Source organism: Bacillus sp. bc15 (genome assembly GCF_900142585.1).
In the GTDB taxonomy this organism is placed as follows: Bacteria; Bacillota; Bacilli; order Bacillales; family Bacillaceae_G; genus Bacillus_A; species Bacillus_A cereus.
Map to the genome: position 1 here is coordinate 30,668 of NZ_FRBJ01000015.1, position 22,398 is coordinate 53,065.

Genomic DNA, 22,398 nt, shown 5'->3' on the forward strand with positions numbered 1-22,398 from the left:
GGTGGTTACTGTATGAAATGGTGGAAGTTAAGCGGACAAATTTTATTACTATTTTGTTTCGCTTGGACAGGTGAATGGATTGCAAAACAGGCACACCTCCCAGTTCCAGGAAGTATAATCGGTATTTTTTTATTATTAATTTCATTAAAATTTAACCTAGTTAAAAAAGAATGGATACAGGACGGAGCAGATTTTTTATTAAAAGAACTTATTTTATTTTTCATCCCTTCTGCAGTCGCTGTCATACGTTACAGAGATACACTAACACAATATGGAATCGATCTCATTTTAATTATTATGATTAGCACTCTTTGCGTTACCTTAGTTACAGGACTTTTAACAGAATTGCTACTAAAGCGGAAAGGATCAACGCAATGATCGGATTTCTTTGTTTACTATTAACACTATTCACATATTGGCTATCAAAAAAAATGTATCAACGTTGGAATTGGAGTCTACTTTCTCCTCTTCTCGTCTGTCCCATTATTTTAATTGCTTTATTGCTCGGATTAGATACACCTTATGAAACATATGAATCTGGTGGTCACTGGTTAACTGAATTATTAAAACCCGCAACAGTTGCTTTTGCATGGCCAATCTATAAATACTTTGATTTATTAAAGAAACATGGAATGGCTATCTTACTTAATGTCATTGTCGGTTCGTTTTTATCAGTCATTACTTCAGCACTACTAGCAAATTATTTTCAAATTGATTCATCACTAGAACATAGTTTAGCGCCACATATCGTAACAACACCAATCGCAATGGCTATTTCAGAAATGATTGGTGGTATGTCACAATTAACTGCTGTATTTGTCGTTTTAACTGCCTTAACAGGAGCATTGCTCGGCCCTTCTCTCATACGTATTTGCCGTATTAAAACAGCAATCGCAAAAGGTATTATGTTAGGAACAAGCGCAAATGGAACCGGTACATCAAAAGCATTCGAAATCGGTCCTGTGGAAGGAACAATTGCAAGTTTATCTATGCTTTTAACAGCAGGCGCTAGTTTAGTTATCGTTCCGCTTTTCTTGTCTTGGATACATTAAAGAAGCAAGTATTTACATACTTGCTTCTTTATCTATATATTGGCACAGCAATTCATAATCCTCTGGAAAAGCTAAACACAATTGTTCAACTTCATGTATCCCTTTCCAAGCAATTTCATGTATTAACTCATCAGGGTCTTGGATTTTCATATTACCGCCTATTTGTTTAACAAAATAATAATGGACATACACTGGAACACCGTATGTAATACCCTCTTTTTCATATATTTTATTTACAACTTCCACATTGTAACCTGTTTCTTCCCAAACTTCCCTGATACAACATTCTTCTAGTGTCTCTCCCTTTTCAAGTCCTCCACTTGGGACAGACCACCTTTTTTCTTCTCCCTCTTTGCCCTGCAGTACCATTAAAACTTCATTTCTTTCATTTACACATACCGCTGCACTACCTATCCATCTCTCCATAAACATCCCTCCCCTACTAAAATTCGCCTTCTTTATTATTTTCCCCTTGAAAAAAAGAGGAAAATAATAAAACAATGACGAAAAGTTACATCAACTTCATAGACAATCCCTTCTTAGAAATTAAAACTGGAAGGATGAAAATATGATTTCTAATTATGTTGTGGAATGTGTCTTTTGTGAAGAAAATCGAAAACCTCGCCAAGCTATTGTCACAGTTCCCGCCACTACTCAGCTACTAGCCCTTGAAAAAGTGCGCGCGGAATGCAAACGTCGCTTCGGAAAAACTGTATTATTGCAAACAGAAATTAAAGAAGAAATAAATTTCGAACAAAAAGAAAGCTGACCATAAATTGGTCAGCTTTCATATCCGATCATATTTTCACATGAAGATTAGGGGCATCCTCTTTAAGGATCGGGATTTTCCCATTATGTACGTTCCATAATGGTCATCGAACAATATATTTCTATGCAATTAACTATTGAATAGAATAGGGCAAAACTTGTTCGCATTTTTAGAAAAGGGATAGGGATATAATTCAAGTAGTACTTCGAATACTCGAACTTTACACTCATAATATTAAAACAAATCCTTTTATATGGGAAATATGAATTACCTATATAATTCATTCGTAAAATATATTAATAGTTTGCTATATTAATTTTATCCCGCTATTTGTAAGCAGTAACCCCCTACTGATTATAATTTCACTTTATTCCATCAATAGCATACAACCAGCTAAAACCGGTGTCATAATCATCGAAAACCTCAAAAGCGTTCGCGGTGCATAATTTGTAAACTTCGCGCCAATGTATGCCCCTAACATGGTCCCAATCAATACTTGTAATAACAATATATAATCTAAATATCCTTCCGAACTATATCCTATCCCGCCTCCAATTGCAATCGGTAATATAACAAGCATTGTTGTCCCTACAGATTGCTGAATTGTAAGTCCCAATAGAACCATTAATCCAAGTTGAATAAACGGTGCAGAACCAATCCCAAATGAACCAGCCATCATTCCAGTAACTAATCCAAGGCATACACATTTCAACAAGTAGTTCACAGAAAACTCTTTATGTTTATATAAAGACGACTTTTCTTTGTTTTGGAACATAATTAATTTAATAAACATAAAAATTGCCGATAAAAATAACATCCCAGCTGTAAACCAATGAAGAAGATGTGCTGGTATAAGTGAACCAAATTTAGAACCAATATAAGAGCCAATTGCGCCAAATCCCCCAACAATCCCGCCTATAATAAGTGCAACATTGCCTTCACGGTAATGACTTACAACACCTGATAATGTCGTAAATGCCATTGCAGTTAAAGATGTTGCAAGAGCAACATGAATAGGAATTTGGAATACTAAAGTGAGTATCGCGATAATAAACCCAGCTCCTCCAGCTCCAACAAATCCTAATAAAATACCCATTACTAACATTGTTATAATTATTGCCACAGACTTTCCCTCCAGTAACACAATTATCCATCATATTTATCCTTACATACAAATAAAAAGCATCCTAGATGGATGCTTTTTATTTCAATGATATGTACTTAATCTTGATTAATCAAAATAACTGCTGGACCAGCGACCACCACTCCAGCTACTTCTATCTTTTCAAATTCCTTTACTGTAATAGAGATAACTCCTTCTCTTTCCATCAATTCTTTACTCAGGACATCAGTCGGGATTGCTTTCACCGTCTTACCTCCTTTTCATTTATACAATATGATAAAGTGAAACTTTAATGAGTGGGGTTTTTGTCCGTACTTATTAATTATTACCCCTCACCAATCGGACTAATAATCACCCAATGCATCTATATATATGCATCACCTCCGCTTTCATTCCTTATTCCACTCAAAAACCTTCTCCCCCTTCCGTGACATATTGAAAAATAAAAAAGAAGCTATAACATATAGCTTCCCTCTACGTTTCTTTAATCTTTATGCACCGTATATTACATGACTTTTCCATCTCTATCAAATTGTAAAACAAGCTGTTCGCTATCTATTGGAATAAAGCCACGTTCAGTCCCAAGATAATACAAAGTGGTAACTCCTTCTTCCCCACTTCTCGTTTCCGTTGGAACTCCTAACAATTGGATAATTTCTTCATTTGATTTCCCTATTAATTTATATTTTTGTAATAGATCATCTACCATATGTACCCGCTTATCTGCATGATTTAACCATCTATTTTGATTAAACTTTGATGTATATTCATTTACACTTAGTTGTACAGTGCACACTATTAATGGTATGAGTGCTACTATTAAAACCCCCAACATTTGCTTCTTTTCTTCATTACGATTTTTAGAAACATATAAAATAGCCCTTTGAATCATGACTAATAAAACAAATGGTATGAATACTACAAAAATGCTCCTTACACTTAAGGGTATATGGACCATATCAATGACGAATATAAATACAATGTACATTACTATATACAAACAAAAATAGACATACAAAATGCCACGTAGCATAGCGTTCAGAAAGATCTCCCCTTTTAACTCACTATATAATTCATCCGGCTAATCATTTCTCGAATCTGTTCTAATTCTTGCACTGTATATACTACTTTCCCTGCTAAGATTTCATTTCTGAAGAACGTTACAATTTGCTCCCGATCTTTTAATCTAGGTGTTTCCTCACTAGAAAGATCTATTATTTCTTTTCCATTTTCATTATAAAAATATACAACTGGTTTTACCTTTTCTTTTATACTATTAGCCTGCATTTCTTTCAAACAATTGTATAAAATTTGAGATAGTTTCTTCGCCTTATATACTGGATTTCCTTCATTTTTCACTTGCATAGTTGACGAATCTTTACCTACTATATATTCAAACGTCTCTTCTTTTTCAACTTCTTGTTGATACTTACCCATTTCATCAATCATAAATGAATATATACCAGCATTTTCTTTCGTTAAACCATGAATTAATTTCTCTTCCCATTCTTTCGTCTCAAGTAGATAAATACCAGTTTTGCACAAGATGAGATGATGGATTCGATTATCGTTTATTTCACTATTATTTTTAATAAAAACATTCGGCATGATTTCAATTTCAGCATCTAATATGATGCCTTGCTCTATGAATCCTCGCTTCATATAATGTAATGTTTCATACGTATTCATTTCAGCGCCGTTTTTAGTATATTCTCGTAAATTTGCAATTAATTTTTGAAACATATGTATTTCGTTATTATGTTTATTTTGTATTTCACTACGTTCTTTACTATGTTGCATAGCTAATTGATTTTTCATCATACGCATATTTTCAATTTCTCTATTTGCACTTACTTGTAAATCATTGTATTTTTTCTGTTCCATATTTTTTAAATTATTTTGTTGTTCTTTATGCTCTATCACCGTAGCTGCAATTTCGTTTTCATACGTTTCAATTGCTTGTTTCTTTTCAAATTCTACTTGCTGACTCTCTGATTCTAACTGTTTATTTTTATAAAACAGCACAAATACTACAGCTAATAATATTAAAACCGCACCTATTAGCACATAATTCATATTTTTACCCCTTTATTTCATTTTCTATTATTTTTTAAAATATATCTACTATAGTATACTATGGTTTCGATATAGACTTTGTAAAAGTTGTATATTTTTAATAAAGTGAAACTTTAATCAGTGGGGGTTTTGTTCCTTCCCCACTGATTATTAGTTGAACCAATCGGGCGTTTACTGGCAATTGATCCCCCCTAACTTCTTTGCTTCCGCTGAATTTTGAGGTGGGGGTCTTACCGCCAGTTAATGCGGGATAAAAGGCACCTCTGACGGGGCACCTTTTATTTTCACTCTATTGTACACCATACTGAATATAACTTGGATCGTAGTATATCCATTGATTTGTCCCTAAGCAAAGCCATCCATCTTGCTTACTCCATACTCGATACGATTCACCATGATGTAACTGTCTTATAACATTTCCTTTTAATGATGGAGCGTCACGTAAATTTACATTATCACCAGTAATAGTCGCCACATAATGTTTATACTGAATATAACTCGGATCATTATATACCCACTGATTTGTCCCTAAACAAAGCCATCCATCTTGTTCTCCCCAAACTTCATATGTTTCGCCACGATTCAATTGGCGAATTATACTAGACTGCAAAGATGGTCCACTTCTCAAATTCACATTATCTCCATTAATTATAGCAACCCCGTACACTGGAGTTGCATTATTAGGCGGAGAAACATTCCCTCCACCACTTGCTCCATTCCCTTGTAAAGCTTCTAGTGAAACTGCAGCTGATACATCACAATTTCCTACACCTGAAATTTGTCCAGAATCTGTGTACTGCCATGCTGTCCACGCTGTCCATCCACCAGCATCAGCAGGCGGTGTACTCGAGTATTTAGCAATCCAAAGTGGAATATCACTTAATCCGCTAATTCCGAACTCATTAATATACCAAACTCCTGTATATAACATTACATCTTTTCCAGTAGCCTGTTTCACATAATTTATGAAGCTTCTTGCCCAATTCGATATAGCGCTACCAGTTAAATTACTATTACTCGGATCTTTTGGTGATTCTAAATCCAGAACTGGCATTAAGTCTGTCTGGTTACTTTGTAATATACTCACAAAATATTTCGCCTCTGAAATTGCATCATTTTGTTCTGGACGTGCAAAATGGTATGCACCAATTAATACATTCGCACTTCGGGCTGCTTGTACATTTTTAGTAAAAGTAGGATCAATGTAATTTACACCTTCTGTCGCTTTTGCATACGCTGCTGGAATTCCAGATGCCTTCACTGCATTCCAATCAATATTCCCTTCCCAATGAGACACATCAATAAACGTAACATTTGAACTCGATCTGTTTTGCATATAAAATCTCCTATCAATTTTTTTACTTCGTATACATACAATATGTACAAGTTTCATAAGAGGACACGACATTTATGCTATAGAAACAAAGAGTAAATATATTTTGTATACAAAATAAAAAAGACCTTGTATTTACAAGGCCTTTTGCAAACTCCCTTTATTTTGTAACAAGTACATATTATAATACAAACCTTGCTCACTTAGTAATTCTTGATGTGTTCCTCTTTCTACTATCTCTCCATCATGCATCACAAAAATTTGATCTGCATCTTGAATTGTAGATAACCTATGCGCAATGGCTATCGTCGTTCTACCTTTTCGCATTTGTTGCAACGCTGTTTGAATAGCCTCTTCTGTTTCTGTATCGATATTAGCTGTTGCTTCATCTAATACTAATACTTTCGGATTCGTTGCTATCGTTCTAGCAAAAGCAATTAATTGTCGTTGACCGCTTGAAAATGCTGCACCTCTTTCTACTACTTCTGTTTCATACTGCTCTGGTAACTTTTCAATAAACGTATTCGCTTGCACAAATCGAGCAGCTTCTTTTACTTCTTCATCCGTAATTTCTTCATTATACATACGAATATTTTGCTTTACATTTCCAGCAAATAAAAATGCATCTTGCAATACGAGTCCTATTTTCTTTCTAATTTCTCGTTCTTCAAATTTTTCTAAATCTACACCGTCTATTACAATATTTCCTGACTTAAGATTATAAAATCGCATTAACAAATTCATAATCGTACTTTTTCCGCTACCAGTATGCCCAACAAAAGCAACCGTTTGCCCTTGTTTCACGTGAAATGATACATTTTTTAAAACGTCACGCTTTCCATCATACGAAAAAGTAACATTTTTAAATTCAATATCTCCATCCACAACTTGAGGATTCTCATTGCCTTTTTGAACCGGTGCTAAATCTTTCTCGTCCATTAAATGAAATACACGTGATGACGAAACAAGTGCCTGTTGGAAAAAGGACAATTTCATCATCATCTCATTTACAGGTTGGAAGAAACGATGTATATAGTTAACAAAAGCATATAAAACGCCTACTTCAACAGGGCTCTTTAAAGCATCAATCCCAAATAAACCTAGTACTAAAGCAATAGCTACAATATGTACTAAATCCGTAGCTGGTCGTAAAAGTAATGCGTCTAACTTCAATGTACGTCGCCCTGCACTATAATGTTTATTATTCACTTCTTCAAACTCTTTTCTCATACGTTTTTCTTGTCTGAACACTTGAACAATATTCATTCCTTGTATGGACTCGTTCAATTTTGCATTTAACACGCTTAGTTGATTACGTACTTCTAAATAAAAAGCTGCACTTTTCCGGCGATATAATACCATAATCGCGAACATTATCGGAATTAATACGAGAGAAAATAACGCTAATTTTACATCTAATAAAAACATCGCTATTAAAATACCTACTAAAAAGACTACATTTTTCACAAATGTTGATAATACACTGACATAAAAATCTTTAATCGCTTCCGTATCATTCGTTATACGAGATACGAGCGTACCAATTGGCGTACGATCAAAGAAACTTAATGATAGCTTTTGAACATGTTCATATACTTCAACTCGCATATCTTGAACAATCTTAAAAGCAATGTTCTGAAAGTACAATAGATTTAAATACGTAAATAATACTTTTAATAAATGAGCAACTATGTAAATTACAAATAAAGTAACGAGTGCTGATCGTTCAAAATCCCGCGGTACTAGGTGTTCATCGAGGAATTGTTTAATTAAAAAAGGCCCCATCATTTCCGTTACTGTCGCACCAACTAAAAAGATAAATGCTAAAGATAGCAACCCTTTATATGGCTTCATATAAGAAAGCAATCTACTTAAATCACTTCGCTTCTTCTCTACCATCATACGCCTCCTTTCTCAACTAAAGCTTCTAATTGCTGACTTTCATACATTTCTTTATACCAGCCGTTTTCCTTCATTAATTCCTCATGTGTACCTCTTTGTACAATTCTACCTTCATCAACAACAAGAATAAGATTGGCATGCTGAATTGCACTTAATCGGTGTGCAGTAATAATCGTCGTTTTCCCTGCTCTTTCCCTCTTTAAGGCACTTAAAATTGTCTCTTCTGTTTTTGCATCTACCGCTGATAAACAATCATCCAAAATTAAAATTTCAGCATTTGTTAATAAAGCACGAGCAATAGAGATTCGCTGTTTTTGACCACCAGATAACGAAACGCCTCTTTCCCCTACTACTGTTTCATATCCTTCTGAAAATTGGAGGATATCATTATGAATACAAGCAATATCCGCAGCTTCGGTAATTTCATTATATGTAGCATCCGCCTTTCCAAAGGCAATATTCTCACCAATACTTGCTGAAAATAAAAAATGATCTTGCGGCACATATGAAATAGCAGAACGGACACCATGAAGTGTTAAATCTCGAATATCTCGCTCCCCAACTTTTAATTCACCATTAAAATGATCATACTCACGGATTAAACATTTTAATAAAGTCGTTTTCCCTGCACCTGTACGTCCTACAACTCCTAGTGTTTCGCCCTTCTTCAAATCAAAGTGAATATCGTTTAAATGTAACAGTTCATTTTTCTTATACGAAAATGAATCAACAGCAAACGAAACATTACCGCTCGCTATCGTATGTACAGCATTTTCTCTATTTACTACATCTGATTTTTGTGAAAGAATTTTTTCTACACGGTCATATGAAGCACGCCCACGCTCCATAATATTGAACAACCATCCAAACGCTAACATTGGCCAAACGAGGGTACCTAAATATGTCGTAAATGTAACGAGATCACCTACTGTTAATTCACCTCTTACAACTAATACCGATCCGTAACATACTGCAATTAAAAAAGAAAATCCAACGATAAGAGCGATTGTCGGATCAAATAACGAATCAATACGTGCAACTAACACATTTTTATGCACAACATCTTCTGATTTTTTTCGAAACGCCTGCAAATCTTCTTTCTCTTGCCCAAGCGATCGAATCACTTTCATTCCACTCATACTCTCTTGCACTTTATCATTAATTTCCGAAAACGATTGCTGTGCTTTATGAAACCTTTTATGTAATAACGTTCCATAATAATTTGTCGAAATGGCTACAATCGGCATCGGAATTAAACTTAACAATGTTAACTTCCAACTAATTGTAAAACCCATCGCTACGAGTACACATCCCCCAACAGCTAATGAATCAACAAGCGTTAAAACACCCGCTCCAGCAGTTTGCTGGATCGCTTGAATATCATTGGTCGCATGTGCCATTAAATCACCTGTTCGATTTGACTGATAGAAAGATGGACTCATCTTTGTAAAATGTTCATATAAATTTTTTCGTAATTGGCGAGCTAATTTTAACGAAGACCCGAAAATCATAATACGCCATATGTAACGTAATATGTACATCGTAATACCTACAATTACTAATAGTACAACCCAATTTAGTAACTTATTGGTCGTCAATGTTCCATCATTAATTTCATCTACAACGATTCCAATTACTTTTGGTGCTACAAGTTCTAAAAGTGCAACGCCAAATAATAAAATAATTCCGGTTATGTATGCTCGTTTTTCTTGTTTAAAAAACCACGCTAAATTCATAAACACTTTCATTTTTTTCCTCCTCCCTTAAAATGAGCGATGTTTTCAGTTTATCAAAAATACAGAATTTTTAAAAGTTTTAAAAACTGTAACTAACAAAAAGAAAGACACTCTTAGCGAGTGTCTTTTAGCGCTTATTTCATTTGTTGCTTGTTCATTGCGCTCATCATTTGATTGATTTTCTTTTGGGAAGGTTTTTGTCCCATTTGCATCATCATCATTTTTAACATTTGTTCGTTAATTGGTGGATTTTTTTGTAAGTAATTCATCATGTATTTGCGGGCAATGAAAAATCCTAACGCCACGCCTGCTACTAGTGCTACTACGCCCACTAGAATACCTAACCAAATTGGCATATATTTTCCTCCTTCATGTTGTCTACCTTACAGTGTACTAAAACCTTTTCAATAAGACAAGATACAATTCGACATTTTTTACACATATGTTCGTACTTGTTTTAGAGGATTCAGCCATCCGTACTTTGTATTTTCATAATCCATAGCTAAAAATGTTAATTCACACTTTCTTAACACCTCAAAGAAAGTCGTTTCCATAGAGACATTTCCAGAGGTATTCATGCGAATATAGTGCGGTTTCACCATTATTTCACCGTACTCCGCTCCCGTATAAAGTGTATGTGTATGATGTGTTCTATCATATTTACCAAGAACGCGCAAAGCTTGTTCTAATTTATGATGAATTTTCATTACTTGCAATGGTTTTGTTATATACATCATTTGTTTATATAACACTTTTTTCTCCGAAAGGGACCCAGATTCTGAAAATCGAGCAAATAAATCAAAAAACAAATATTCACGACCAAAATAAGATTTCGCAATATCCTCTTGAATTAAATACAATTCATACGTTTTCATTTTTCCCCTCCCAATCTGGACAACCTTTTCTCTTCATTATATATAAGAAAATTTGCAATGATTGTCTGACTGCGGAGAGATAAAAAACTTTTTCTGTCGAAAAAACTCATTTACATAGAAAAATCTCTCCATGCCGGAGAGATTTTTCTGAAATCATTAAAGCATTTCTTTTACTTTACGAACAACGTTCTCTACAGTAAATCCATACTCTTCCATAATCTTCTCACCAGGAGCAGAAGCACCGAATGTATCGATACCTAACACATCTCCTTCAAGACCTACGTAACGGTGCCATCCGAATGTAGCACCCATTTCGATTGCGAAACGTTTTGTTACTGCTTTTGGTAATACAGATTCTTTGTACTCTGCAGTTTGAGCTTCAAAACGATCCATAGATGGCATGCTGACAACAGCTGCGTCAACACCGTCTGCTGCTAATGCTTTTTGAGCTTCAACAGCTAGGCTTACTTCAGATCCAGTTGCAAGTAAGATAACATCAGCCGTTTCTTTCTTGCTTGAAGAAACTACATATGCACCTTTTGCTACTTTTTCATACGTATCATCTTTTGCACCTTCTAATGTTGGAAGGTCTTGACGAGTTAATACTAAAGCAGTTGGTTTGTTTGTAGATTCTAAAGCCAGTCTCCAAGCTGCAACAGATTCGTTACCATCAGCTGGACGGATAACAGAAACGTTCGGCATTGCACGAAGCGCTGCTAATTGCTCGACTGGTTCATGTGTTGGACCATCTTCACCAACAGCGATACTGTCATGTGTGAATACATACGTTACTGGCAATTGCATTAATGCTGCAAGGCGAATTGCTGGACGTAAGTAATCAGAGAATACGAAGAACGTACCACCGTAAGTTTTTAAACCGCCATGTAATGCAATACCGTTCATTGCTGCACCCATTGCGAACTCACGTACACCGTACCAAATGTTTTTACCGCTGTAATCATCTCTTGTAAAGTCTTTTTCGTTATTCATGTATGTTTTGTTAGAACCAGCAAGGTCAGCAGATCCACCGAAGAATGATGGTACAGACTCTGCAATTGCATTAATTACAGCACCAGAAGAATTACGAGTTGCTGCTTTTGATCCTAATTCATAAGTTGGTAAGTTTTGCTCCCAACCTTCTGGAAGTTGACCGTTCATTGCTGCTTGGAATTCGTTTGCTAATTCTGGGTATGCTTGTGCATATTCACCTAGCATAGTGTTCCACTCTGCTTGCGTAGTTTCACCAACATCTTGTACTGTTTTACGGAAGTTGTCGTATACCTCTTCTGCTACGTGGAAATCTTGCTCAGCAGTCCAAGCATATGCTTCTTTCGTTAATTTTGTTTCTTCTACACCAAGTGGAGAACCATGTGAAGCTGATTTTCCTGATTTGTTTGGAGAACCGAAACCAATTGTCGTTCTTACTTCAATTAGCGTTGGGCGTTTTTCGTCAGCTTTCGCTTCTTCAATTGCTTTCGCGATTGCTTCAATATCGTTTCCATCCTCAACACGGATTACTTGCCATCCGTATGCTTTGTAACGATCTTCTACACTTTCAGAGAATGAACGATTTAAATCGCCATCTAATGAAATATCGTTTGAATCATAAAGCACAACAAGGCGACCTAATTGTAAATGAGCAGCTAATGAAGATGCTTCAGCAGAAACGCCTTCCATTAAATCTCCATCACCACAAATAGCGTATGTATAATGATCTACTACATTATACGCATCACGGTTATATTTAGCAGCTAAATGTCTTTCAGCCATTGCCATACCTACAGCAGTTGCAATACCTTGTCCAAGTGGACCAGTCGTTGCATCTACACCAGCTGTATGACCGTACTCAGGATGTCCTGGAGTTTTGCTTCCCCATTGACGGAAGTTCTTTAAGTCATCCATTGTTACATCATAACCAGATAGGTGAAGTAGGCTGTATAATAACATTGAACCATGACCTGCAGATAATACGAAACGATCACGGTTAAACCACGTTGGGTTATTTGGATTGTGTTTCATAAATTGAGTCCATAATGTATAAGCCATTGGTGCTGCACCCATTGGCATTCCTGGGTGACCAGAGTTTGCTTTTTCAATCGCATCGATGGATAATGTGCGAATCGTGTTGATAGAAAGTTGTTCGATTGAATGTGACATGCTATTCTTCCCTTCGCTTATATTAGTAAACGTTTTATACATTTATATGATAGCTTCCCACGCAAGATTATACAACATGTATCGACAAATATGTTGATATTTTTTTGATTTTTTATAAAAAAATCAATGTTTCCGGGAATGTATGGGCATTCAATATGACATACTTTTTCATTATTTTTATTTTAAAAAGAAAGAGAATTATCTGTATATTTATACAAATTTCTTCTATACTTACTTTTTTAAATACGTTTTTAAAAACATAAAAAAGCATCTAACTTCGATGCTTTTCAAATAAGTTAAACAATCCGTTTCCGAATCGAACTTGAAATCAAATCAATTATAATTACCATTAAAATAATACCTAATAAAATAATCCCAACACGAGACCAATTCCGTGAACTCAGCGCAAAAATTAAAGGGGTACCAATCCCTCCTGCTCCAATAACCCCTAAAATCGCAGCGGATCGTACATTAATTTCAAATCTGTATAACGTATACGATAGAAAATCTGGTAACACTTGTGGTAACACTGCATACCAAAGTATTTGAAAACGGTTTGCTCCTGTTGCTAGCAACGCTTCCGTCGGTCCTTTATCTATGTTTTCAATTCCTTCTGAATATAGTTTCCCTAACATTCCAATAGAATGTAATCCTAAAGCTAATACTCCTGCAAAAGAGCCTGGACCAACAGCTTTTATAAATAAAAGAGCCATAACTAATTCAGGAAACGTACGAACAAAACTAAGTACAAATTTCCCAGATCCTGAAGTTAATTTTCCACTACTCATATTCGTTGCCGCCCAGAAGGCAAACGGAACAGATAAAAATGCAGAAATAAATGTACCTAATATCGCAATTGCCAACGTATCAATTAATCCATGCAATAAATCTTCACCATCTGGCAAAGATACATACGACCAGTCTGGATTTAATATCCCTGTCATAATTGCTTTCGTGATTTCACCTGCTGTGTCCTTTATCCCTTCTAATGGTACTCCTGAAAAGGCCCATACATATACAACTGTAAGTGCTATTAAAATAATCCAGCGATATATACTCGGTTTCTTCGGTTTTGGCACAATCATCGTCGTTCTATTCATTATAGTTTCTCCCGCAACAATGTACTAATGTAGTCAATTAACAAAACAACAATAAGGGTATAGATAATTATAGAAGCAGTTTGTTGATATTGTAAAAATCCAAGTGTACGATCATAATATAGTCCAATACCACCTGCTCCTACTAAACCTAGAACAGCCGCTGCACGTACATTCACCTCAAATGTATATAGTACATAGGAAACAAAGTGTGCTTTTACTTGTGGAATGACTCCATAAACAATCCATTGTACCTTAGTAGCCCCTACAGCTGTCATCGCTTCTAGTGGGCCAGGGTCAATTGATTCAATTGATTCATACAACAATTTCGCTACAAGTCCAATTGAAAAAAAAGTAAGAGCCAAAATACCTGGAAGTGGCCCAATTCCAAAAATCGCTACGAAAATAGCCGCCAATAATAAATCTGGTATTGTTCGTATAAAATTTAAAATCATTCGAGCTAGACTGTATAAAAATGTGTTAGTAAACACATTACTTGCTGCAAACAATGCAAGTGGAATAGCTAAAATCGCTCCTAAGGTCGTCCCAATAATCGCCATACGTATTGTATCTAACATCGCTGTTGTAATAACTTGAAAATAACTCCAATCAGGTGGCACCATTTCTTTCAATAGATCTACGATATTTGGAAAACCGTCTACCAATTTTGAAAATGATGCATCTACTTGTACACTACTACTCCACAGCATTAAAATAACTAAAATAAACGTTAACATATGTTTCAATTTACTCGGCGGCTTCGGTATTTCATTTGAATATATCGTCACGTCATTCATTTTACTGCCACCTCTAATAATTCGCTTTTCTGAGCAACGTCCCCATAAATTTCAGCAAATTTTTCATCCGTTGCTTCTTCTACTAAACCGTCAAAAACAATTTCTCCTGCATGTAATCCGATAATGCGTGTCGCATATTGTCTAGCCAAATCAATAGAATGTAAATTTACAATTGTCGTGATTCCAAAATCTTCATTAATTTTTTTCAAATCATCTAGCACTTGCTTTGTCGTAAGTGGATCTAACGATGCAACAGGCTCATCTGCCAATATGATTTTTGCTTCTTGCGCCAATGCTCTAGCTATCGATACACGTTGCTGTTGTCCTCCTGATAATTCATCAGCACGCGCATATGCTTTTTCTAAAATATTCACTCTTTTTAATGCTTGAAATGCGAGCTCCACATCTTCTTTCGGAAACAAACCTAACGTTGTACGTAATGTAGAATGATATCCAACACGACCAGCTAATACATTTTTTAATACTGTTGATCGCTTTACAAGGTTAAAACTTTGGAAGATCATACCGATATCCCGGCGCATACGCCTTAATCCTTTTCCTTTCGCAGAAGTAATAGACTCACCTTCAATAATGATTTCTCCTTCGGTAATCTCATGAAGACGATTTACGGATCTGAGAAGTGTAGATTTTCCAGCTCCGGATAATCCGACCATTACAATAAACTCACCTTTTTGAATCTTTAAATTTATATTATTCAATCCCCTTGTGCCATTCGGATACATTTTGGAAACATTTCGAAACTCTATCACACATCTTACCTACTTTCAATGTATTATCAATAACTAAAAAACGGCAAACTAACTGAAATCTCACACCTTCCAGCTAGCCGCCATTTCACTATGTATTATTGCGTCTTCACTGTCTTTCCATATTCACGAACAATATCAAATTTACTATCATCAGATTTAATATATCCTTCATGAGAATATACTTCTTTAATGATTTTACGGCCTTCCTCATTTTTTCCAATTTCAATGAAAGCATCTTGTAATTTCTTGCTCCACTCTGCATCTAAATCCGAGCGTACAGAAATTGTATCGTTCGGAATTTTCTCAGTAAATTTCACTATTTTCGTTTGATCAAATATATTCGGATAATCCTTTTTTACAATATTACGAGCATCTTGGAATACAACAGCTGCATCTACATCACCATTTAAAAGAGCAATAAGTGACTGATCATGCCCTTTTAATGTAACAGGTTTCACATCCTTTAGCGGATCAATTCCCTCTTTTAATAGAACAGCTGCAGGCCATACATATCCTGCTGATGATGTTACATCTTGATAACCAATTTTTTTACCTTTTAAATCTTTTACACTATTTATATTAGAGTCTTTTTTAACAACAAACTCAGATTTATAATAATCTACTAAATCTTTTGTAGGAGCTCCTGTTTCATCCTCTACTCCAAAACGTTGTGCTTGCAAAATTACATTTGCAGCCTTCTTTTCATGTGCTAATACGTACGCTGTTGGCGGTAAAAATCCTACATCTACTTGTTTAGATGCCATCGCTTCTACAATTGTATTGTAGTTAGTTGAAATACTAACTTTTACCGGAATATTTAATTTATCGCTTAATAGCTTTTCCAATGGTTTTGCCTTTGCCTCTAACGTATCCGCATTTTGAGAAGGAACAAATTGAACATTTAAGGTCTTTGGTACATAACCTTTTTTCGTATCTTCATTTTTACTTGCACTGGACTCTTTCGTCCCGCAGCCACTTAATAATCCGGCCGCTAGTACAACTGTTGTACTCATTGCAAAAACTTTTTTCAACATATTAATGCCTCCATTTTTCTTGTTATAAAATAACCTTCCGTAAACATGAAGAAATATATCACATATTTTGATACACAATTGGGTATTTACAGAATCTTTACACATTCTATACATTCACATCAAAATTCACTTCACATATTTGATATGATTAATTGGAAGATAACAATAGAAAAGGTGAGTCATATTGGAACAAAATCAAACTGTAACTTTAAACATCTTATTAACAAGCGATATACATGGCACTGTTTATCCTATTCACTACCAAGATAACTCCCCAGCAGAACTTGGTTTAGCTAAAATTTCTACTCTTATAAAAAAAGAACGTTCCCAAAATACAAACGTTCTTTTAATTGATAATGGCGACTTTATTCAAGGAACACCATTTACTTATCATTACGTTACATACGAAAAAAACAAAAAAAATCCAATGTCCTTATTAGCGAATTACTTACAATATGACGCTGCAATTATCGGCAATCATGAATTTAATTACGGGATGAATATATTAAATAATGCTGTGACTACTGCGAACTTCCCGTACCTATCAGCAAACATATTAGATAAAAACATAAACAAACCCTATTTCGGAAAACCTTATTTAATCAAACAGATTGAATCCAATATAAAAATCGCTATTTTAGGGGTAACAACACATTACATCCCAAATTGGGAACAGGCCCATCACATTAAAGATTTACTATTTGAAGATGCATTAAAGACTACAAAAAAATGGGTTTCTTATATTCGCGAACATGAGAAACCCGATTTATTAGTCGTAGCCTATCACGGTGGATTTGAAAAAGATTTACAAACCGGGGAACCTACTGACGTGTTAACAGGTGAAAACCAAGGATATGCAATGTGCCATGAAATTGAAGGCATAGATCTTTTACTAACAGGTCATCAACACCGAGAAATTTCTCACACAATGGCTAACGGTGTAACAATTTTACAGACCGGATGCAATGGACACTCAGTCGGCAAAGTAAAAGTAACATTCGAAAAAACGAAACGTAAATGGGTAAAAAAAGAGAGCTCTTCTGAATTATTATCTGTACAAGGAATTGAAGCGGACCAAGATGTACTTTCATTGGTAGCCGATTACGAAGAGAAAACACAAAAGTGGCTTGATCAACCTATTGGAATCATTCAGGGGGACATGCAAATTTCAGATGCTATGCAAACTCGTTTGCACGATCATCCTTTTATCGAATTCATAAATAAAATACAGATGGATATAGCTAAGGTATCAATTTCTTGTACAAGTTTGTTCCATAATACATCTCCAGGTTTCCCGGAACATGTAACAATGCGTGACATCGTTTCTAATTATATTTATCCAAACACATTAAAAGTAATTAGAATAACTGGAGCTGATATAAAAGCCGCTCTTGAACTCTCTGCTTCTTATTTCACATTAAAAACAGATGGATCCATCATCGTAAGTCCTACCTACATAGAACCAAAACCACAACATTATAATTATGATATGTGGGAAGGGATTTCATATGTATTAAACATTTCAAAACCAATTGGTGAAAGAGTAGAATCTTTACAGCATAACAGTGCTCCTCTTAATATGAATGAAGAATATGAAGTTGTAATGAATAATTATCGTGCAAGTGGCGGGGGAAATTTCTTTATGTTTCAAAACAAACCGGTAGTAAAAGATATACCCACAGATATGTCTGAACTTATCGCTAATTATATATTGGAACATAAAACGATAGAAGCAACCGTTAATAACAACTGGAAAGTTATTAAATAACGATTTTTACAAATAAAAAAAGATGGGCTTCGCCCATCTTTTAATTTAATTTTGCATTATCTTGCTTTTTTAAAGCTTTTAATTTCGTCGGTGTAACATCTGTACCTTCTTCGTTAACAACTTTAATTCCTTTAAGTTCGTTTAACATATTTTGACGAAATCCTTTTAAATATTGTTCACGTAGCGATTGACGCTCACGTTGCTCTTCTTCAGTTAAACCTTCAGCTTTTGCTTTTTTCGCTAAGAAGTTAATGCGTTCAACGAGTTCGTGATTAATCATCTCGAATCCCCCTTCTAATCAAAACTGATTATTATCATACAATAGTTACTCTTCTTTATCAAGCAATTGCTTCGTATACTCTACATATCTACGATGTACAGTCGCCTTTGAAACATTATGACCAAATCCACGTAATGTTGCTGCAATTTCTTCAAACGTGAGTTCACTTTTTCGCAAACGTACAATTTCCTCAATTGGCACTTCTTTTTTCTCTCTTCCTACACTTAAATGACGATTTTTTAAATTATTTTCTGGACGATAACCTTTTTCTACTGCACGTTGCATACCTCGTTTAATTTTCAAATTATGAATCTTTCTTTGATATTCTTCAACAATACCAATAATATCTAATACCATCGAATCAGAATCCGACAATTGTAATTCACCATTATGTGTATGCGTATATACTTTTATGCCTTCTTTATGTAAACAATGCATTAATGCGATCTTCGCATTTCCTCTACCAAGGCGCGTTTCATCTTGTATAAGTAACACATCAATTTGTTCGTCTCGAATTGTATCCAGCACCTCTAATATACCGTCACGTTCAATTGTATATCCACTAGCCTGCTCTTCAATCACCTTAGTAACATTCATTTGATAGCGCTCAGCTAAATGCAATAATTCATCTTTTTGACGTAATAATGATGTTTCTTGCGCTTCTTTCGTTGTACTCACACGTGCATAAATAATTGCATTCATTTTGAACCCCTCTTTCTCCCTATTATTTCCCTATAGTGTAACATAAATCCGCCATTTGTTCGAACTTATGTTTGTAGAATGTTTTTTCACATGTTATACTTATTAATAAGAAAAATGAAAGAAAACGAGGTGTTAGAAAACATGGAAAAGTTAACGAAACGCCAGCAAGACATTCTCGACTTTATTAAGCTAAAAGTACAAGAAAAAGGATATCCACCTTCCGTACGTGAAATTGGTCAAGCAGTCGGCCTCGCTTCTAGTTCTACAGTGCACGGACATTTATCACGATTAGAAGAAAAAGGATACATTCGACGCGATCCAACAAAACCACGTGCCATTGAAATTTTAGGTGAAGACCGAATGGATACGGAAACACAATCTGTTATTCAAGTTCCAATTGTCGGAAAAGTTACTGCCGGTTTACCAATTACAGCGGTTGAAAGCGTAGAGGAACATTTCCCACTTCCAGCTAGTATTGTTGCTGGAGCAGACCAAGTGTTCATGTTACGTATTTCTGGAGATAGTATGATTGAAGCTGGTATTTTCGATGGAGATTTAGTTGTTGTTCGCCAACAACAGTCTGCATATAATGGTGAAATTGTAGTCGCTTTAACAGAAGATAACGAAGCAACTGTTAAACGTTTCTATAAAGAAAAAGACCATTTCCGTCTACAACCAGAAAACTCTTCATTAGAACCTATCATTTTAAAACAAGTGTCAGTTATCGGGAAAGTAATTGGCGTATATCGTGATTTACATTAAAAATAATAAAAAGAAGATAATTACCTTATTTATATACGGTAATTATCTTCTTTTTTGTATTTTGATAGATTTCCATACATTCTATTTCTTATTAACGAGTTTCAATCGTCACATCTCCCGCAGCCGTTTTACCGCTAATCTTTTTACTACCATTGCCAATTGTTACGTTATTATTTTCTTCATTAAAAATTGTTACATCTCCGGCAGCACTTTGCCCAGTAATTACCGCATCTTGTGGTTTTTCCGATAAAGTAATATCTATGTCTCCCTCAGTTGAACTTGCTTCTAGATTATACTTGGAATCATGATCTTGAATATTTATTTCCCCACTTTTTGTTTTTGCGGTCACTTTCCCTAATACCTTCTTAAAGTTCCACCTCACCAGCTTTTGTCGATCCTTCCACATTCTTAGCCGTTACTTGTTTCAACTCTACTTCTCCAGCAAGTGTTCTAACACTTACGCTATCACTTTTCACATCACTCATTTCGATTTGTCCAGCAGATGAATTTACTTTTACATCTTGATAAGAGCGTTCGGGCACAAGGAGAGTCAATTTAGACGTTTGAAACCTAAAATCATAAAAAGAAAAATCAAATGAAGCACCTTTTTCTCTTTCCCCAATAATTTTTAATGTGTCACCATCTTCTGCAATACGAATCTCTTGTTTACGTACATCTCCTGATTGCTTTACATAAAAAGAAGAATCAGGAGATTTTTGGATAACAATATCTCCGGCATCTAACTTAACTTCTATATTTTTTAATGTTTCGTTTTTAATTACATCTTCTTTATCGCCTTTTTCAGCAGTTTGTACTGCTTTTTCATATGTTTGGGAAATTCCTATTACTCCAATAATGATACAAGCGATAGCGATTAAAAATAGTTTTTTCATCATTTACTCTCCTTTTATCATTTTGAAGTTCCATATTACATATCGTACACACAATCTCTTAAACCACTTTGTACTATAAAAAGCGATAATACATAACAATAAACCTACTCCAACAAACGTTATACTAACGAAAAGATCCAACCATATAAAAGTACCCATAAATACTTTTCCAATAACGAAAAATGGTGTTACTACACTAGCAATACCACCAATCCAAAAAGAAAATATAAAAGCAACAATTGCGACTAACGGGCCTAACACAATAATAAAATTAAACAAACTAAGTCCAATCGCTGCCATAACAGCTCTTGTCACATTTGAAGTCGATGGATTTTTTTTCATTTCATCGAAGCGATACATCGCAAGTAACTCTTTTGCGATTACTTTCGGAGAACCAAGGCCCTGAATTATTTCTGATTCAGTTTTCCCCTCTTCTAGTCCAAACTGAAAGTGCTCTTCATAATCCAATAAAATATCTTGCCTCTCTTCCTCTGGTAACTTTCTAAGATAACTTGATAATTCTTTAAGAAACCCTTCTTTACTCATCCCATTCCACCCCTTCAATAATTTCTTGTACCCCTTTCGCAAAATCACGCCATTCTGTTACTAACAAATGAAATTGCGTCTCCCCTCGCTCTGTTAATTGATAATATTTACGAGGTGGCCCTTCCGTAGATTCCTTTAAATACGTTTGAAAATACCCTTCTTTCGTCAAACGACGTAATAAAGGGTATACTGATCCTTCCGATATTAAAAATTTATTAGAGATTTGCTGAACAAGTTCATAACCGTAACTATCTTTACGTTTTACAAGTGCTAATACACAAAGTTCAAGCACACCTTTTTTAAACTGAACGTTCAAGTGCCATCCTCCTTCCCTATCTTAGTACTGTTCAATACACGGTACCTGATTTATCCATAATATACCACTTAGTATTGTTTATTGCAAGGTACTAAGCTATATTTATTCCTTAAATTTAGAAAATGAACTAACGAAATTCTGAATAAGACTGTGTTATAACTGAGCATCATTACGTTAATATCATTGAGTAATAATCTGATTCACAAGCCACAAACTTATAGCCTTGCAGATGAGGACATAAAAATCATCGCTCGCGTTGTACAAGGCAGTAAAGAATTATTAAGTTTTAGCACAAGTGATTAAAAAAGATAAGATCAATTCTTTTGAAAAGATTTTCTTAGTAACATGATTCAAAATAACCAAAAACAATCCATTATCTAGTAGTTAACATATCCAATAACTTCACTAAA

General features: G+C 35.0%; 24 protein-coding genes and 1 pseudogene. 5 read left to right on the plus strand and 20 right to left on the minus strand.

Annotated elements, in window-relative coordinates; genetic code table 11:
• Positions 1-12 precede the first annotated feature (12 nt).
• Both BUA87_RS27250 and BUA87_RS27255 read left to right on the plus strand, forming a co-directional pair.
• A complete protein-coding gene (locus BUA87_RS27250; protein WP_000872365.1) occupies positions 13-378 on the plus strand; it encodes a CidA/LrgA family holin-like protein in 366 nt (121 codons plus the stop codon).
• Entirely contained in the window at positions 375-1,052 is a 678-nt protein-coding gene (locus BUA87_RS27255) for an LrgB family protein (protein ID WP_000578965.1), read from the plus strand. Before BUA87_RS27250 ends, BUA87_RS27255 begins: the two co-directional genes overlap by 4 nt.
• 12 nt (positions 1,053-1,064) lie before the next feature.
• Here BUA87_RS27255 and BUA87_RS27260 read toward each other — a convergent pair whose 3' ends face one another.
• The gene (locus tag BUA87_RS27260; RefSeq protein ID WP_000442982.1) at positions 1,065-1,478 is read right to left on the minus strand and encodes an NUDIX hydrolase; all 414 of its coding nucleotides are present in this window, start codon (positions 1,476-1,478) and stop codon (positions 1,065-1,067) included.
• A 142-nt stretch (positions 1,479-1,620) separates the two neighbouring features.
• On the opposite strand from BUA87_RS27260, the gene BUA87_RS27265 reads away from it, so the two are divergent.
• The gene (locus BUA87_RS27265) at positions 1,621-1,821 is read left to right on the plus strand and encodes a DUF3903 domain-containing protein (protein ID WP_065229210.1); all 201 of its coding nucleotides are present in this window, start codon (positions 1,621-1,623) and stop codon (positions 1,819-1,821) included.
• A gap of 367 nt (positions 1,822-2,188) precedes the next feature.
• Here BUA87_RS27265 and BUA87_RS27270 read toward each other — a convergent pair whose 3' ends face one another.
• From BUA87_RS27270 to BUA87_RS27335, 14 genes are all read right to left on the minus strand, one after another.
• On the minus strand, positions 2,189-2,944 hold the full coding sequence (locus BUA87_RS27270; RefSeq protein WP_000974667.1) for a sulfite exporter TauE/SafE family protein: 756 nt from the start codon (positions 2,942-2,944) through the stop codon (positions 2,189-2,191).
• A 98-nt stretch (positions 2,945-3,042) separates the two neighbouring features.
• Complete coding sequence (locus tag BUA87_RS30700; protein WP_000644411.1) at positions 3,043-3,189, minus strand: BC1881 family protein; 147 nt, start codon at positions 3,187-3,189, stop codon at positions 3,043-3,045.
• Between the two features lie 260 nt (positions 3,190-3,449).
• Entirely contained in the window at positions 3,450-3,977 is a 528-nt protein-coding gene (locus BUA87_RS27275; RefSeq protein WP_072941428.1) for a hypothetical protein, read from the minus strand.
• A 23-nt stretch (positions 3,978-4,000) separates the two neighbouring features.
• On the minus strand, positions 4,001-5,020 hold the full coding sequence (locus BUA87_RS27280; RefSeq protein WP_063548385.1) for an NERD domain-containing protein: 1,020 nt from the start codon (positions 5,018-5,020) through the stop codon (positions 4,001-4,003).
• Positions 5,021-5,309: 289 nt separating this feature from the next.
• The gene (locus tag BUA87_RS27290) at positions 5,310-6,356 is read right to left on the minus strand and encodes a GH25 family lysozyme (RefSeq protein WP_001181401.1); all 1,047 of its coding nucleotides are present in this window, start codon (positions 6,354-6,356) and stop codon (positions 5,310-5,312) included.
• Between the two features lie 132 nt (positions 6,357-6,488).
• Positions 6,489-8,252, minus strand: a complete 1,764-nt coding sequence (locus BUA87_RS27295; RefSeq protein ID WP_000229518.1) for an ABC transporter ATP-binding protein — start codon at positions 8,250-8,252, stop codon at positions 6,489-6,491.
• Positions 8,252-10,003 carry an ABC transporter ATP-binding protein gene (locus BUA87_RS27300; protein WP_000862466.1) on the minus strand — a complete coding sequence of 584 codons (1,752 nt, stop codon included), beginning with the start codon at positions 10,001-10,003 and terminating at the stop codon, positions 8,252-8,254. The genes BUA87_RS27295 and BUA87_RS27300 overlap by 1 nt, the downstream gene beginning before the upstream one ends.
• Positions 10,004-10,125: 122 nt before the next feature.
• Complete coding sequence (locus tag BUA87_RS27305) at positions 10,126-10,347, minus strand: YneF family protein (RefSeq protein ID WP_001123317.1); 222 nt, start codon at positions 10,345-10,347, stop codon at positions 10,126-10,128.
• A gap of 78 nt (positions 10,348-10,425) precedes the next feature.
• Complete coding sequence (sirA, locus tag BUA87_RS27310) at positions 10,426-10,866, minus strand: sporulation inhibitor of replication protein SirA (protein ID WP_000860652.1); 441 nt, start codon at positions 10,864-10,866, stop codon at positions 10,426-10,428.
• Between the two features lie 156 nt (positions 10,867-11,022).
• On the minus strand, positions 11,023-13,023 hold the full coding sequence (gene tkt, locus BUA87_RS27315) for a transketolase (protein WP_000019776.1): 2,001 nt from the start codon (positions 13,021-13,023) through the stop codon (positions 11,023-11,025).
• 296 nt (positions 13,024-13,319) lie between these two features.
• Positions 13,320-14,123: a phosphonate ABC transporter, permease protein PhnE gene (gene phnE, locus BUA87_RS27320; RefSeq protein ID WP_001082388.1), complete on the minus strand. Its 804-nt coding sequence runs from the start codon at positions 14,121-14,123 to the stop codon at positions 13,320-13,322.
• Positions 14,123-14,917: a phosphonate ABC transporter, permease protein PhnE gene (gene phnE / locus BUA87_RS27325; protein ID WP_001000773.1), complete on the minus strand. Its 795-nt coding sequence runs from the start codon at positions 14,915-14,917 to the stop codon at positions 14,123-14,125. The genes phnE (BUA87_RS27320) and phnE (BUA87_RS27325) overlap by 1 nt, the downstream gene beginning before the upstream one ends.
• Entirely contained in the window at positions 14,914-15,687 is a 774-nt protein-coding gene (phnC, locus tag BUA87_RS27330) for a phosphonate ABC transporter ATP-binding protein (RefSeq protein WP_000569234.1), read from the minus strand. Before phnC ends, phnE (BUA87_RS27325) begins: the two co-directional genes overlap by 4 nt.
• A 95-nt stretch (positions 15,688-15,782) precedes the next feature.
• Positions 15,783-16,721 (minus strand): phosphate/phosphite/phosphonate ABC transporter substrate-binding protein, encoded by a 939-nt coding sequence (locus BUA87_RS27335; RefSeq protein WP_000915063.1) that lies wholly within the window; start codon positions 16,719-16,721, stop codon positions 15,783-15,785.
• A 184-nt stretch (positions 16,722-16,905) separates the two neighbouring features.
• Between BUA87_RS27335 and BUA87_RS27340 the strand changes: the two genes are divergently transcribed.
• Positions 16,906-18,489: a bifunctional metallophosphatase/5'-nucleotidase gene (locus BUA87_RS27340; protein WP_000437461.1), complete on the plus strand. Its 1,584-nt coding sequence runs from the start codon at positions 16,906-16,908 to the stop codon at positions 18,487-18,489.
• A 40-nt stretch (positions 18,490-18,529) separates the two neighbouring features.
• Here the strand turns inward: BUA87_RS27340 and BUA87_RS27345 are convergent, their stop codons facing one another.
• Together BUA87_RS27345 and BUA87_RS27350 are read right to left on the minus strand one after the other, a co-directional pair.
• A complete protein-coding gene (locus BUA87_RS27345; protein ID WP_000607015.1) occupies positions 18,530-18,769 on the minus strand; it encodes a DUF896 domain-containing protein in 240 nt (79 codons plus the stop codon).
• Between the two features lie 45 nt (positions 18,770-18,814).
• Positions 18,815-19,471, minus strand: a complete 657-nt coding sequence (locus BUA87_RS27350) for a YneB family resolvase-like protein (RefSeq protein WP_000991471.1) — start codon at positions 19,469-19,471, stop codon at positions 18,815-18,817.
• A gap of 141 nt (positions 19,472-19,612) precedes the next feature.
• Between BUA87_RS27350 and lexA the strand changes: the two genes are divergently transcribed.
• Positions 19,613-20,233 carry a transcriptional repressor LexA gene (gene lexA / locus BUA87_RS27355; RefSeq protein WP_000413738.1) on the plus strand — a complete coding sequence of 207 codons (621 nt, stop codon included), beginning with the start codon at positions 19,613-19,615 and terminating at the stop codon, positions 20,231-20,233.
• 91 nt (positions 20,234-20,324) lie between these two features.
• Here lexA and BUA87_RS27360 read toward each other — a convergent pair.
• The 3 genes and pseudogenes from BUA87_RS27360 to BUA87_RS27370 form a co-directional block, all read right to left on the minus strand.
• Positions 20,325-21,129, minus strand: a pseudogene (locus BUA87_RS27360) (DUF4097 family beta strand repeat-containing protein).
• Positions 21,130-21,672, minus strand: a complete 543-nt coding sequence (locus tag BUA87_RS27365; RefSeq protein WP_000031386.1) for a DUF1700 domain-containing protein — start codon at positions 21,670-21,672, stop codon at positions 21,130-21,132.
• Positions 21,665-21,988, minus strand: a complete 324-nt coding sequence (locus BUA87_RS27370) for a PadR family transcriptional regulator (RefSeq protein WP_001102632.1) — start codon at positions 21,986-21,988, stop codon at positions 21,665-21,667. The genes BUA87_RS27365 and BUA87_RS27370 overlap by 8 nt, the downstream gene beginning before the upstream one ends.
• Between the last annotated feature and the right edge of the window lie 410 nt (positions 21,989-22,398).

Bases quoted from the DNA above. Each gene is read 5' to 3' on its own strand.
- BUA87_RS27250 (WP_000872365.1), top strand. From the start codon at position 13: ATGAAATGGTGGAAGTTAAGCGGACAAATTTTATTACTATTTTGTTTC.
- BUA87_RS27255 (WP_000578965.1), top strand. From the start codon at position 375: ATGATCGGATTTCTTTGTTTACTATTAACACTATTCACATATTGGCTA.
- BUA87_RS27260 (WP_000442982.1), bottom strand. From the start codon at position 1,478: ATGGAGAGATGGATAGGTAGTGCAGCGGTATGTGTAAATGAAAGAAAT.
- BUA87_RS27265 (WP_065229210.1), top strand. From the start codon at position 1,621: ATGATTTCTAATTATGTTGTGGAATGTGTCTTTTGTGAAGAAAATCGA.
- BUA87_RS27275 (WP_072941428.1), bottom strand. From the start codon at position 3,977: ATGCTACGTGGCATTTTGTATGTCTATTTTTGTTTGTATATAGTAATG.
- BUA87_RS27280 (WP_063548385.1), bottom strand. From the start codon at position 5,020: ATGAATTATGTGCTAATAGGTGCGGTTTTAATATTATTAGCTGTAGTA.
- BUA87_RS27290 (WP_001181401.1), bottom strand. From the start codon at position 6,356: ATGCAAAACAGATCGAGTTCAAATGTTACGTTTATTGATGTGTCTCAT.
- BUA87_RS27295 (WP_000229518.1), bottom strand. From the start codon at position 8,252: ATGGTAGAGAAGAAGCGAAGTGATTTAAGTAGATTGCTTTCTTATATG.
- BUA87_RS27300 (WP_000862466.1), bottom strand. From the start codon at position 10,003: ATGAAAGTGTTTATGAATTTAGCGTGGTTTTTTAAACAAGAAAAACGA.
- BUA87_RS27305 (WP_001123317.1), bottom strand. From the start codon at position 10,347: ATGCCAATTTGGTTAGGTATTCTAGTGGGCGTAGTAGCACTAGTAGCA.
- sirA (WP_000860652.1), bottom strand. From the start codon at position 10,866: ATGAAAACGTATGAATTGTATTTAATTCAAGAGGATATTGCGAAATCT.
- tkt (WP_000019776.1), bottom strand. From the start codon at position 13,023: ATGTCACATTCAATCGAACAACTTTCTATCAACACGATTCGCACATTA.
- phnE (WP_001082388.1), bottom strand. From the start codon at position 14,123: ATGAATAGAACGACGATGATTGTGCCAAAACCGAAGAAACCGAGTATA.
- phnE (WP_001000773.1), bottom strand. From the start codon at position 14,917: ATGAATGACGTGACGATATATTCAAATGAAATACCGAAGCCGCCGAGT.
- BUA87_RS27335 (WP_000915063.1), bottom strand. From the start codon at position 16,721: ATGTTGAAAAAAGTTTTTGCAATGAGTACAACAGTTGTACTAGCGGCC.
- BUA87_RS27345 (WP_000607015.1), bottom strand. From the start codon at position 18,769: ATGATTAATCACGAACTCGTTGAACGCATTAACTTCTTAGCGAAAAAA.
- BUA87_RS27350 (WP_000991471.1), bottom strand. From the start codon at position 19,471: ATGAATGCAATTATTTATGCACGTGTGAGTACAACGAAAGAAGCGCAA.
- lexA (WP_000413738.1), top strand. From the start codon at position 19,613: ATGGAAAAGTTAACGAAACGCCAGCAAGACATTCTCGACTTTATTAAG.
- BUA87_RS27365 (WP_000031386.1), bottom strand. From the start codon at position 21,672: ATGAGTAAAGAAGGGTTTCTTAAAGAATTATCAAGTTATCTTAGAAAG.